The following is a 12,601-nucleotide window of genomic DNA, read 5'->3' as shown; positions in this document are numbered from 1 at the left end:
TGGAACCATTCGAAACAACACAGCTCTAAAACAAACATTGCGAAAGCATAAACTCTTGCCATGTTTTGGAACCATTCGAAACAACACAGCTCTAAAACTTTCACGTTGTAATCTAGACATAGTATTAAGTTTTGGAACCATTCGAAACAACACAGCTCTAAAACTTCGACTTGCAAGCTGGTAAAGAACAAGCTGTTTTGGAACCATTCGAAACAACACAGCTCTAAAACTTTCATCTGTGCTCGCTGCAACAGGCACTGGTTTTGGAACCATTCGAAACAACACAGCTCTAAAACTAGCAACCGGAGCAAGCACAGCAAGAGCTGGTTTTGGAACCATTCGAAACAACACAGCTCTAAAACAGGGAGCCAACGCTTAGAACTTCTGCTAAAGTTTTGGAACCATTCGAAACAACACAGCTCTAAAACAATCCTACTGCTTTAGATGATATTTACTTCGTTTTGGAACCATTCGAAACAACACAGCTCTAAAACCGGCGATAGCGATTGAATGGTTTATCATTTGTTTTGGAACCATTCGAAACAACACAGCTCTAAAACTTTACCACTATCAGGATCTGTAAATCTCATGTTTTGGAACCATTCGAAACAACACAGCTCTAAAACCTCGTGGACCAATTTTCGTCTCGAAATTTCGTAATCGCGCCATTCATCTCAGCCAGATTTCAGCTTCAAAATGATTCCTTTTTAAACATTTAATTATCTATATTATACCTCAAAAAGCGCTAGAAATCAATCTTTCTAGCACTTTCAATTAATTCACAATTGTAGCTTCTTTTCTAAAGCCTTAGTCAGCACTTCGGAATAATTCACTTGATTGCGATCTGCCAATCGCACCAGCCATTCAGGAACCGTTACATTCTTTCGGATAGCTTTAGTATTTCTAAGGTAGGGACTGGGATCAGCCTGAATCAGGCTAACAAAACCATCCTCTGCAGATAGTTTACGAATATCGCTTGGAGCAGGCAGTTGCATTCCCTCATCCAGATAAGATGCCAGTACACTCTCTAACATTTGACGCGCATGTTTCATGGCTTCTTCCAAGTCTTTCCCTTGCGTACCTCCGCCAAATTCAGGAAATTCAACCCAGTACCCTTCTTCTTCCTTATGAAAAATTGCTGGATATGTTTTCAACATAAGAATTCCTCCTCTATCATAGCAACCCTAGATCCTTTAAAATTTTCTTTTCAAGGCCAGCTTTAACCGATTGATTTCCATGAATCGGAATTGTCACAATATAAGGCAGGCCATCTTTCTTAAAATGATGATGGCTTCCTTTCACTCTAACTTCTTTCCATCCATTTTTTACAGCCAGTTTGGCCAACTTTTTTCCAGTTAAGGGCAAACCGATAACCTCATTTCTTATTTTATACGCATTATACGTATTTGTCAATTAATAGTAAAAGACAGTCCTCATTTAGGAACTGTCTTATCATTATTCGTATTTAGTTGCCGTTTTTTGTGATTAAGAAATAATCCCTGTCTAAAATATATTGAGAAAATCCATCAATTTGATGCGGTTCAAGAAACAGAACAGTCATATTAGATAAGTGAATATATTCCAGAATTTGGGCTATTTCTTCTTTCTGAAAATAGGATAAGGAATTAAGAAAAACCAGAATTTTCTTTTTACTCAAATACTTATAAATTTGAAGGATTTCAAACATTTTTTCAAAGATGGTATCGCTTTGTGTTTCAATTTTAACACCTAAAGCCTTTATCAATTCTAAAATAGTAATCTCATCATATTCCAAATCCAATTCGTTTTCTAAACATTCATAAGCAATCAGCTCTGTAATAGTGTTAGCAAGCTTATCAAGCATAGACTTCACTTCTGGTTTCTCATTAAACTGACTTTCTAAATCAGCGTGAACTAACTTCAAAAGCGATGGTGCATTGACATCATAGCCTAAAATATCTGTCACTAGCATCAGCTCAGATACTTTTAAACTCTTCAATTTATCATCAAATAATTTAAGTTCACTGTCCTCTTCATATTGATAAAAATTTTTCACCAACTGAGCGAAAACCTGCACATCTTCTATGACTAAAATCGTTGATTTTTCAAGCTCAATTGGTTCATCTAATATCGGAAAATTAAGTTTCATCCGAAAATGCCTCCCCTAAAAATACCAGACGTGAATCTGAATTGGCAACGCTGGTGTCGCGCTCACCGTTGAGATAAATCATACGAGCAAACTGCTTTTCAGTCACAGTCAGTAAGGTAATACTGCCCTTTTTAGGATTATTCTCTTTCAGACGGCTAATCATGGCTGTATTAGCAGAGTTATTTAAAAGTAGCTTGCTGTAAACGGAAAACTGATGCATGATGAAACCTTCGCTCAGTAAAAACTTCCGAAATTTACGATAAGCTTTGCGCTCCTCAGCAGTATCTGTCGGCATATCAAACATTAAAATCATTCGCATATATCGGTAACTCATATCCTAAACTCAGGAACCCCTTTTCCATCATTATTCAGCGCCTTAATCACCTTTTTAGTATAATCGCTGACAATATTTGTCAAATACATCTCCTTATTGTTATAAAGATAGGTATCTGAAAACATGCTAAACAATTCGCGTTTTATTTTGACAAAAGAACTGTTTCGATTTTCATAAACAATGCGGTCAACAATCGGGCGAAAAGGCTCCATAATATCACTGGCAAAGTTAAACTGATTAAATTGGTTAGCATGTTTAAGACCAAATTGTGTCATGCAGCCGCACACCACAACTTCACGCGCAAACATACTTAAAAGCAAGGTATAACCATAGTCCAGACCTGCATTGATATCATTATCTTGTTCCCTAGAAAAATCATTTCCAAATAAGGTATTAAAGTAAATTCGCGCAGAATGCCCCTCCCGATTGCTAGGATCAAACGGCTCTAGATCATGATACAAGTCCATGATAGACTGAGATTTTTCAAAATAAGAGCATTCTCCCAAATAACAAGATTGGTTTAAAATCTTTTGAGCAATGATTGTTGTCCAAACATCACATTTCACCTCTTCTGTCCAAGAAATCTGATGACTCAGCTGCAAACTAGAGTTGTGACGCGCATAGTATGGCATGAGCATGGCTGTTGGCAGACGTTTATCATCACAAAAGATTATTAAAATATTCTCATCAACTAAACGTTTTACCAGCATAGTTGATAAAACAATATCCGTTGTCTCAAGTAATAAGATGTCAATTTCAGACAGATGAATCATCTCTGTCTGATAAGCATCTTTGAAAATCAAGTGGTTGTTCTTATAAGACAACTTAGAATGCGTATTGACAACTACTGTTCTCCATCCTGCCATCAGTCGCCTCCTAATTTACTAAGGTTAATTCGCGTTTCGTAAAGACCAGTAATAGATTGGTGAATGAGGGTGGCCTTGAGAATTTCAGCAGTTGATGTATAACGTTTTCGATCAATATTGCTATCAAAAAATTTAAAAGCAGCTGGTGCTCCGATAGCAGTAAATGTTAATAAGTTGATAAATGAACTTGCCAGCTCATTAATATCTTTACTACTATTTTGTGCATATAATTCCTCTACCTTTCCTAAATTTCCTTCTGCCAAAGTATACTTCTTAGAAAAGTTTGATACAATATCTAACAATTCTTTAAATTCATCTCTATGTTTTTCAACATGATTTAAGTGTTCTAGCTCATCAATTTTATGGATATTTTTAGCATGATAAAGTAACACTCCTAAGTGATATGGCAAAACGATTTCATTTCCTTTTTGTAGTTCTCTAGCACTTGCTAGCAACCTTCTCCGCCCATTTTCCAGTTCAAACAAACTATATTTCGGTAACTTGATAATATTTTCTTCTTGAATATTTCGATAGCCTTTACGTTCAAGAAAAGCAACTGGATTTTTTTCAAAAGTTACCTTTTCCATAATAGTTATACCAACCAAGTTCTTGACTGTTTTCAACTTCTTGGATTTACCTTTTTCAATATCAGCAATAACTAAAACGGAATAGGCAACAATTGGGCTGTCAAATCCACCATATTTCTTTGTATCCCAATAAAATTTCTTTGTCTTTCGAGGAATAAGCTTATCAGAATTACCTTTTTGTAAAATAGATTCTTTTGAAAATCCTCCTGTCTGCTCTTCTACTTTTTTCACAATATTAACTTGCGGGTAGGAAAGCACTTTTTTGATATTAGAAATATGCTCATCTTTTTTCCAAATAATCTCACCATTTTCATCGGTACGGACATCATCTTTTTTAAAGAAATTCATAATATTTGAATAGAAAAATTTCTTAGCAGTTGCTTTATTTTCTTTATGTCCATGAAAATGAGGATATTCACCATAGACAAATTCAGGCTCTAACTGTGGATAAACACCTAGTAAAGCTTTTCCTACAATTGCATTTAAATAAGCATCATGCGCATGATGGTAATCATTAATTTCACGCACTTTATAGAGTTCAAATTCTTTACGGAAATTAGAAACAAGATTTGATTTCAAAGTCACAATTTTTACTTGACGAATTTTCTTATTATTTTCATCTAATTTTGTATTGAAACGTTCATCAAGGATACGTGCTACATGTTTGGTAATTTGTCTCGTCTCAACCAACTGACGCTTAATAAAACCAGCTTTATCATCATCAGTTAAGCCACCTCGTTCTGCCTTGGTTAAATTATCGAATTTACGTTGTGTGATGAGTTTAGCTTTTAGCAGTTTATTCCAGAAACTTTTCATCTTTTTAACAACCTCTTCACTTGGGACATTATCAGACTTCCCACGGTTTTTAGCTGATGAGACTAAAACTTTATTGTCAAGAGAATCATCTTTAATAAAAGATTGCGGAATAATATGGTCGATATCATATTGACTCAGATAATCAAGATCCAATTCTTCCCCAGTGTACATATCTCTACCATTTTGTAAATAATACAGGAACAATCTATCATTTTGTAACTGTGAGTTATCAACTGGATGTTCTTTAAGAATTTGACTTCCTAATTCTTTAATAGAATCTGTTAAGCCTTTTAAGCGCTGTTGTGAGTTACGTCTACCATAATTCGTAAATTGATTTTCACGCGCCATTTCAACCACAATATTTTCAGGGTTGTGCCCCATTACTTTGACCAATTCATCAACAATTTTAATACTTTGTAAAATCCCCTTTTTAATCGCTGGGCTGCCAGCAATATCACTAACAGCTTGATTTAGATTATCTCCATCTCCGATAACCTGTGCCTTAGCAATTTCTTCTTTGAAAGAAAGAGCATCGTCGTTAATCAGCTGCATAAAATTACGATTGCTATTGCCATCATCAATGAGATAATCAAGAATTGTTTTTCTGTTTTCTTTATTGCGAATACCATGGATTAACTTGGCTGAAAGACGTCCCCATCCAGTATAATGACGTCTTTCCAGTTTTTTTACTTGTTCTTTGGTCAGTAAATCACTGTAATTTTCTAGACGTTTCCGAATCATTTCTCTATCTTCAAATAGCGTTAAGGTCAGTACAATATCTTCTAAAATCTTTTCATTATTCGGATTATCGAGAAAATCCTTACCTAAAATTTTACGCAAGTCATGATAAGTTCCATAAGAGGCATTAAATGCTTTATTTTCTTTATCCAGACCTGTTAAATCAACAATACGGAACTCATCAAATTCTTTTTCAAGGAAATTCATCAATTTATCTTTAGTGACTTTTTGATAAACCTTAAATACACCATCAAAGATTTCTTGTTTCATATTAGCATCAAAAAACGATGTTTTTCCTTGCTCTGTCTTATATTTGACCTTTGTTAATTCATTGTAAACAGTAAATTTCTCATATAATAAACTGTGCTTAGGAAGAACTTTTTGATCTGGCAAATATAAATCATGATTGGTCATGCGATTGATAAATGCTTCAGCAGAAGATTCCTTATCAACAATATCATCAAAATTCCAAGGTGTAATTTTTTCATTTGATTTCCGGCTTAGCCAAGCAAAATCACCATTTCCTCGCGCTAAGGGACCGACATAGTAAGGAATACGGAAAGTCAATATTTTCTCAATCTTATCCTGATTTTCTGCTAGAAACGGATAGAATTTAGCCTGTTTGCGAATGATGGCATGCATCTCTTGAAGATGAATCTGATGCGGAATGGAACCATTATCAAAGGTGCGTTGTTTTCTCAGAAAATCCTCACGCTCTACTTTATCGAGGAAATCTGCACTACCAGCTACCTTTGCCAATAATTTTTTCAAATATTTGTAAAAATCTTCTTGACTGGTTTTTCCATCAATATAACCTGCATAACCGTTTTTTGAAGTATCAGAAAAAACTTCGTTATATTTATCTGGTAAATTCTGACGGATAAATTTCTTAAACTCAGCTAAATCAGTTTGATGTTCCTTATATCGTTTGATCATTGAAGCAGACAGTGGCGCTTTCGTACTGACATCAGTAGCTGTTAAAATTCCTGACAGAAGAATACTGTCATATAATTTCTTTGCTGATAAGAAGAGCTCTGCGTAATCATCTCCAATTTGAGTTAATAACCCTTCTAAGTCTTCTTCGTAACTATCTTTAGAAAATTGAAGCGGTGCTTTTTCTTCTAATTCAAAATGCTTTTTAAAATCAGCTTGATTGCCAACAATTAACTTCAAAAATTCTGCAAAACGGCCATTAGATTTTTCATTAGGAAAAAGTTTTAAAACCCTATCTTTCTTAGCAGATTTGCTAATTTTATCAGTCAGGATTTCCTCAGCTTGAACATCTTGCACATGAAGCGAGCTATTTTCAAAAGTATTATCATAGACTACTAAAAATTCATCAAATAATCCTTGTACATCATTATTCTGTGTATCAAATTCCCCTTCAATCAAAAAATGTCCACGATATTTTATGATATGAGCTAGAGCCAAATAAACCAGACGTAAATCTGCTTTTTCTGAAGAATCCGCTAGATGTTTTCTCAAATGATAAATAGTCGGAAACTGCTTGTGATAAGCCTTCTCTTCGTCAAGTGTTCCAAAAATTGGATGTTTTGCATCTCTTTTATCTTCAGGAACATAGAAAGAATCTTCTAACCGACGAAAGAAACTCTCATCCACTTTACTCATCTCTTCCGAAAAAATATCTTGCAAATATAAAAGACGATTTCTGCGGCGGGTATAGCGGCGCCGAGCTGTGCGTTTCAGACGTCTGTCCTCAGCAGTATTGCCGCTATCAAATAATAAAACTCCAAGTAAATTTTTCTTGATATAGTTTTTATCTGTATTTCCCAAAACTTTCATCTTCTTGGCAGGAACCTTGTAATCATCTGTTATAACAGCCCAGCCGACAGAATTTGTTCCAATATCAAGTCCAATAGAGTAAGGTTTTGTCATAAATTTCTCCTTTTAAAAATGTCTTGCCAAAATAAATTAAAAATTGTAAAATAAAGGTGTTGGAATCATTCGAAACAACACAGCAAGTTAAAATAAGGCAGTGATTTTTTAATCCAGTCCGTAATCAACTTGAAAAAGTGGCACCCGATTCGGGTGCTTTTTTTATTTTATAATTCACTTTCTACTGATGCGATACCAATGTCTAAGCCTAAGATTTTGCCATTAGTCATAAATATCTCCTCTTTGTTTTTGTAAGCGTTTCTATTATACCACTATCTATGAAACATTTTAATAACATAAGCGAAAAAATACAGAAATATTTCTGTATTTTTTCGCTGGGATATTTTCGTAAATCTTAAAAGTAGACAATTATTTTTCTTTTAAACTATCCATCAAAGTGATAAATCGAATAAAGTGCTGTAAACTTCCGGCTAGGCGGGTTATGAGTTCAGCGTCTTTGATCTGGCCGTTTTGATCAAATATTTTGGAGGCGTTCTTTAAAAAGAAGGATTTATCAGACATAACCCAAGCCCTTAAGCCGGGAGCGTTTAAAATCTGCTTTAAATGCTCCTGTGCCCTCTGCGGAATTTGCTCATCAGTGGATGTTCCGACAAGCATGATAGGCTTGTTAACAAAAGGACTCTGCTGAAAGGAGAACCATTCTAACATGGATTTGAGATTAGCTGTCAGGCTATGATTATGTTCTTCTACGGCTAAAATAATGCCATCTGCGACTGAAATGCTCTCTGCTAATTCTTGTAAAATGGGATAGTCTTCTTGGCTTTCATCTTGATTGAAAAAGGGAAGCTCTTCTACTTCAATCACTTCAAAATCAAAAGCCAATCCAAATCGGTCTTGAATAAAGTCCAGCAACAACTGATTGTAGGAAAAAGGGCTAGTCGTATCAACAATTCCCAGCACTTTCATTTCTTTTCTCCTTTATGTCATGATTGTTTTATTATACACAAAAAGCCTTCTAGTTCCCATAAATTTATTTGAGCATGTAAAAAAGCGAAACTTGAGATGTTCATCTTTTTGTTTCGCTTTTGTGTTTATTCCGTCGTAAGGCTTCGAAAAGATTATTCACTTTTTCGTAAAAACATGCTAAGCACTGGACTCACTTGTTCCTTGTCTACTGCTTCTCTTATGTTGCTTTTTCCTAATCTGCCACAACAGAGCACAAAACGATAATTCATAAAGCAGCAAAAATAGAATAAAACAATGTAAAAAGAAAGTTTCAGGCAAAATATAAATGACAGAATCGGTGTAAGGATTAAAAAGCCAGGTTTCATCTCCTGCAAAAAGCACTTGATGAAAAAGGGTAAAAAAGCTGTCAAAGCCAATTACTGCAGCTATCATGGTCAAAAGGATAGGAATAAGCGCTGCAATCTTTAGAGCTTGCTTATATAATAGACCATAGCCCTTTTGAATGACATTTTTCATAAAAAGAAGAAAGCTAGGCAAAGTCAAAAGGCAAGAGACTTGTGCTAAGTGAAATAGGACTTTTACCTGCTTAAAATGATGCAGACCATCTTTGGAAGAAGGAAAGTCAGGCATGGTCAGCTGCCAATGAAAGGGACTGGTTAAATAAACCATTAAGATATTGAAATTATGCTGGATCTGTCTACTTTTCATAAAAACAATTTTTTCTAAATGCAGCCAAGAAATTTCTAAAGGATAAAAAAGCCAGACTAAATAGATAGTAGCTAGAATAGAAAAAGACAGCAGGAAAAGCACAGTCAGTGCAAAATGTAGTTTAGCTTTCATCAAAATTCCACTCCGCAAGACTAGATAAAACAAAATCAGGCTGGACTGGCAAAGCAGGTACTTCTTCTGGCTTGGTAAAACCAGTTGTTACTAGAAGGGTTGCAATATCATTTTTAATACCTGCAGTGATATCTGTCAAATAGTTGTCACCAACCATAATAGCTTCCTGTCGTTTAACCCCCAAGCGTTCCAAAGCCTTGTTCATGATAACAGCCTCAGGTTTGCCGATAATAATCGGCTTGACCCGTGTTGCTTTTTCCAAAAGCGATAGGATAGAACCTGCTCCCGGCAGAAGTCCTCTTTCTGTTGGAATATTGAGATCAGGGTTGGTGCCAATAAAGACCGCACCCTTTTGAATGGCCAGGGTTGCCAGAGTCAGCTTTTCATAAGTCAGTTCTGTATCTAAACCAACGACAACATAGGCCGGATTCTCAGTGTCTTCATGATAACCCGCCGCAGCGACAGCCGTCTTCAAGCCCGTTTCACCAATGACGTAGGCTGTTTTCCCACGATTCATATCATTCATGTAATCAATGGTGGCTAAGGTCGCTGTGTAAATGGTTTCCAACGGCGTTTTGATATTAAAAGAAGTTGCCAGCATTTCCTGTACCATTTCTGGTGTTCGAGTGGTATTATTAGTCACCAAAATATATGGGAGTTGTCTTCTTTGCAGCTGTTTAATAAACTCTTCTCCGGCAGGAATCCTGTCCTTTCCTTTATAAATGGTTCCGTCAAGGTCAATAAGGTAGCCCTTGTATGTCATCGAATTATAACTCCTTTAATCTACTAAGGTTTTCCAATTATTACTTTTATAAGCCAAAAAACACATCTGAACCTGTTCTTCATTGGTTTTGGTTTGAGCCAATCTAGGAAGTTTATCTAGTTCAAAATAGTCGCTGGCAATGGTCTCAAGATTGTTGGTAAAAGTACCGCCAGTTGCATGACAGAGTGAAAAAATTTTGCAAATCTTATAAGCATAAGGTGGTTGATTGTGTTTATCCCTATCTTGTATGGCTATAACCTTGTCCAATACAACATCTAAACCGGCTTCTTCTTTGACTTCTTTGATGGTATTTTCTCTCACAGACTGATCAACATCACACCAACCTCCAGGCAAAGCCCAATCGCCATTTGCTTCTTGAACAAGAAGGATTTTATCATCCTTAAAAATAGCGGCACGTGTATCAATCTTTGGTGTTTGATAGCCTGTTTCATCGGCAAAGAGATGTTTAACCTTTTGGCCTGGTAAATCTGAAAGATCTGTCATCATTTGCACAGAGAGATCTCGAATCTCTTCAAATCGCTCAATATCATATTTATCCTTACCATAGGCCAGACCTGCTTGTGCCAATGACTGCAAGCGAATCAGCCAATCTAGCCATTTTTTCTCTTGCATACTAGACTCTGTCATTTATTATATTTTCTCCCATTGTGTAATAGCCTGTGCATTAATGTGCCCGTTTGAAGTGATTTCATGCTTAGTGACTAGGCCTTCCTGCTTCAAACGTGATTCAATGTCATTGCCATATTGGACTTCTTTGACATATTTGAGATTGATTTTTTTAGGAACATGGTTCTTCAGAAATTCAAAATCAAGAACATCATACATCCACTCAAGATAACGGCTGTTATTGACATGGCCGTTGATATCAAGGTCAAAATAGCGGACATGATAGAGAGTACTGTCAACATTTTCCAGCGGTCTGTACTTAGGACCCCGCAAAATTTTTCTAATTTTTTCTGATTCATAAGGCGCAATAAGCTCCTCAGGAACATCATGAACCTTGCGCGTATCATAGTCCATGAGAACAAAGGTGGACAGAATGTCTACTATCTCCTCTCCTTTATCATCAAAAATTCTAAATTTTCGATAGCAAAAATAACGGTTGTAAGAAATAGGTTCGGTTTCAATTTCAACAACTTCATTAAAATGCGGCAATCGATTGATGTTGACTTCATGTTCTGAAACAACCCAAACTAAATTGTAATCTTCAAAGATCCGCTCATCACCTAATCCCAAACCAAAAGACTGATCACTTGCAATCTGCAGAGCAACCGATAAAATATGCGGCAGTTTAACATTATGATTAACATCACTTTCATAAAATGGTATTTGATAACGTGTTTTATATTTTTTCCCCATGATCTTTTTACTCCAAAATAAATTTTTCAGCGACAGTGTCTCCCAAAAAGAGACCTTTTTTGGTCATCCTAATCCTATCTTTTTCCGACACAATTAAACCGTCTGCTTCTAATTCACGAAGGATTGGACCATAAACGGTTTCAAGTGTCTGACCAAATTTTTCTTCAAATCGCTGAAGAGAAACACCTGATTTTTTGCGCAGGCCCAAAAAAAGTTCTTCTTCCATCTTTTCTGATTGGCTTAGTGTTTCTTCCTGAAATCGAACATGTCCATCTTCTTTGATAGCTTTTAAATAATGCTGAATAGGTCCGCGGTTCCGATAGCGAACACCATCAACATAACCTGAAGCCCCAGCACCGCAGCCAAAATACTCAGCATTATCCCAGTACATGAGATTATGGCGGCTTTCAAAACCAGGCTTGCTAAAATTAGAAATCTCATAGTGTTCGAAACCATGAGTTTCCATTTCAGAAATGATATACTCAAACATCTCGGCTTCCAGATCTTCTGTTGGCAGATTGAGTCTGCCGCGGCGCATCTTATTCATAAAGACGGTATGATGCTCTAAAATCAAGCTGTAAAGACTGAGATGGGGAATATCTAGTGCCAGCGCTTTAGCAACATTTTCCCTGACATCAGCCATGGTTTGATTGGGCAGGGCATAAATTAAATCAATAGAAATATTGTCAAATCCCGCCTTTTTCAAGCTATCAATACTTTCATAAATCTGTGCTTCATTGTGTCCCCGGCCAATTTGCCTGAGATGCTTATCATTAAAGGTTTGTACCCCCAGAGAAACACGATTAACAGCTGATTCTTTTAGCACTGCTACTTTATCCGGCGTTAAATCTCCAGGATTAGCCTCAATAGTAAATTCTTCCAGCATATTGAGATCAAGATTTTTCGATAAATTGCTCAGCAAATAATCCAACTGCTTAGCAGAAATAGCTGTTGGTGTCCCGCCTCCGATATAGAGTGTGCGCAGATTTTTAATCTGGTAATAATCATTGAATTCTTTACTGAGAGCTTCTAGATAAGCATCAACTGGCTGATTTTTAATAAATACCTTTGAAAAGTCACAATAATAGCAAATCTGTGTGCAAAAAGGAATATGCACATAGGCTGAACTCGGTTTTAAATACATGTTACTATTTTACCACTTTTAGCTCAATTTGGCGCTGAAATTAAAATACTGAATTAAAACAAGAGAAATTCTTAAAATTTTTGCAGTAAAAACTTGACAGAAGAAAGTAGACGGTGTAAACTTTACATAAAAGTAGACAATGTCTACTTTTTGAAAAACTAAAATATAGACAGAAAAATCAA

General features: G+C 35.9%; 12 protein-coding genes and 1 CRISPR repeat array (1 of these 13 cut by a window edge). All 12 genes read right to left on the bottom strand.

The genetic code is table 11. The features are described 5' to 3' along the window. A CRISPR array of direct repeats spans positions 1-626; the repeat unit is 36 nt; unit sequence GTTTTGGAACCATTCGAAACAACACAGCTCTAAAAC; it reaches 797 nt to the left of the window's first position. Positions 627-779: 153 nt separating this feature from the next. The 12 genes from SCSH_RS06440 to hemW all read right to left on the bottom strand — a co-directional run bounded on the left by SCSH_RS06440 (position 780) and on the right by hemW (position 12,419). Further along, positions 780-1,157, bottom strand: a complete 378-nt coding sequence (locus SCSH_RS06440) for a type II toxin-antitoxin system HicB family antitoxin (RefSeq protein ID WP_057491072.1) — start codon at positions 1,155-1,157, stop codon at positions 780-782. A gap of 16 nt (positions 1,158-1,173) precedes the next feature. Then, entirely contained in the window at positions 1,174-1,365 is a 192-nt protein-coding gene (locus tag SCSH_RS06435; protein ID WP_057491071.1) for a type II toxin-antitoxin system HicA family toxin, read from the bottom strand. A 100-nt stretch (positions 1,366-1,465) separates the two neighbouring features. After that, positions 1,466-2,128: a type II-A CRISPR-associated protein Csn2 gene (gene csn2, locus SCSH_RS06430; RefSeq protein WP_057491070.1), complete on the bottom strand. Its 663-nt coding sequence runs from the start codon at positions 2,126-2,128 to the stop codon at positions 1,466-1,468. Then, the gene (cas2, locus tag SCSH_RS06425; protein ID WP_057491069.1) at positions 2,118-2,462 is read right to left on the bottom strand and encodes a CRISPR-associated endonuclease Cas2; all 345 of its coding nucleotides are present in this window, start codon (positions 2,460-2,462) and stop codon (positions 2,118-2,120) included. The genes csn2 and cas2 overlap by 11 nt, the downstream gene beginning before the upstream one ends. After that, the gene (gene cas1 / locus SCSH_RS06420; protein ID WP_057491068.1) at positions 2,459-3,328 is read right to left on the bottom strand and encodes a type II CRISPR-associated endonuclease Cas1; all 870 of its coding nucleotides are present in this window, start codon (positions 3,326-3,328) and stop codon (positions 2,459-2,461) included. Before cas1 ends, cas2 begins: the two co-directional genes overlap by 4 nt. Continuing rightward, on the bottom strand, positions 3,328-7,365 hold the full coding sequence (cas9, locus tag SCSH_RS06415) for a type II CRISPR RNA-guided endonuclease Cas9 (protein WP_057491067.1): 4,038 nt from the start codon (positions 7,363-7,365) through the stop codon (positions 3,328-3,330). The genes cas1 and cas9 overlap by 1 nt, the downstream gene beginning before the upstream one ends. A gap of 369 nt (positions 7,366-7,734) precedes the next feature. Then, positions 7,735-8,292, bottom strand: coding sequence for an NADPH-dependent FMN reductase (locus SCSH_RS06410; RefSeq protein WP_057491066.1), 558 nt, complete (start codon positions 8,290-8,292; stop codon positions 7,735-7,737). A 177-nt stretch (positions 8,293-8,469) separates the two neighbouring features. Next, the gene (locus SCSH_RS06405; RefSeq protein WP_057491065.1) at positions 8,470-9,132 is read right to left on the bottom strand and encodes a TIGR01906 family membrane protein; all 663 of its coding nucleotides are present in this window, start codon (positions 9,130-9,132) and stop codon (positions 8,470-8,472) included. Beyond that, positions 9,122-9,895, bottom strand: a complete 774-nt coding sequence (locus SCSH_RS06400; protein WP_057491064.1) for a TIGR01457 family HAD-type hydrolase — start codon at positions 9,893-9,895, stop codon at positions 9,122-9,124. The genes SCSH_RS06405 and SCSH_RS06400 overlap by 11 nt, the downstream gene beginning before the upstream one ends. Before the next feature lie 15 nt (positions 9,896-9,910). Next, positions 9,911-10,528: an NUDIX hydrolase N-terminal domain-containing protein gene (locus SCSH_RS06395; RefSeq protein ID WP_057491100.1), complete on the bottom strand. Its 618-nt coding sequence runs from the start codon at positions 10,526-10,528 to the stop codon at positions 9,911-9,913. Positions 10,529-10,546: 18 nt separating this feature from the next. Then, entirely contained in the window at positions 10,547-11,275 is a 729-nt protein-coding gene (locus SCSH_RS06390) for an acyl-ACP thioesterase domain-containing protein (protein ID WP_057491063.1), read from the bottom strand. Positions 11,276-11,282: 7 nt separating this feature from the next. Next, positions 11,283-12,419, bottom strand: a complete 1,137-nt coding sequence (gene hemW, locus SCSH_RS06385) for a radical SAM family heme chaperone HemW (protein ID WP_057491062.1) — start codon at positions 12,417-12,419, stop codon at positions 11,283-11,285. Positions 12,420-12,601 lie beyond the last annotated feature (182 nt).

Origin of the sequence: Streptococcus orisasini (assembly GCF_001431045.1) — a bacterium.
Lineage (GTDB): Bacteria > Bacillota > Bacilli > Lactobacillales > Streptococcaceae > Streptococcus > Streptococcus orisasini.
This window is presented reverse-complemented; position numbering and strand designations above follow the sequence as displayed.

Excerpts from the sequence above, each read along its gene's own strand:
- SCSH_RS06440 (WP_057491072.1), bottom strand. The coding sequence starts at position 1,157 with ATGTTGAAAACATATCCAGCAATTTTTCATAAGGAAGAAGAAGGGTAC.
- csn2 (WP_057491070.1), bottom strand. The coding sequence starts at position 2,128 with ATGAAACTTAATTTTCCGATATTAGATGAACCAATTGAGCTTGAAAAA.
- cas2 (WP_057491069.1), bottom strand. The coding sequence starts at position 2,462 with ATGAGTTACCGATATATGCGAATGATTTTAATGTTTGATATGCCGACA.
- cas1 (WP_057491068.1), bottom strand. The coding sequence starts at position 3,328 with ATGGCAGGATGGAGAACAGTAGTTGTCAATACGCATTCTAAGTTGTCT.
- cas9 (WP_057491067.1), bottom strand. The coding sequence starts at position 7,365 with ATGACAAAACCTTACTCTATTGGACTTGATATTGGAACAAATTCTGTC.
- SCSH_RS06410 (WP_057491066.1), bottom strand. The coding sequence starts at position 8,292 with ATGAAAGTGCTGGGAATTGTTGATACGACTAGCCCTTTTTCCTACAAT.
- SCSH_RS06405 (WP_057491065.1), bottom strand. The coding sequence starts at position 9,132 with ATGAAAGCTAAACTACATTTTGCACTGACTGTGCTTTTCCTGCTGTCT.
- SCSH_RS06400 (WP_057491064.1), bottom strand. The coding sequence starts at position 9,895 with ATGACATACAAGGGCTACCTTATTGACCTTGACGGAACCATTTATAAA.
- SCSH_RS06395 (WP_057491100.1), bottom strand. The coding sequence starts at position 10,528 with ATGCAAGAGAAAAAATGGCTAGATTGGCTGATTCGCTTGCAGTCATTG.
- SCSH_RS06390 (WP_057491063.1), bottom strand. The coding sequence starts at position 11,275 with ATGGGGAAAAAATATAAAACACGTTATCAAATACCATTTTATGAAAGT.
- hemW (WP_057491062.1), bottom strand. The coding sequence starts at position 12,419 with ATGTATTTAAAACCGAGTTCAGCCTATGTGCATATTCCTTTTTGCACA.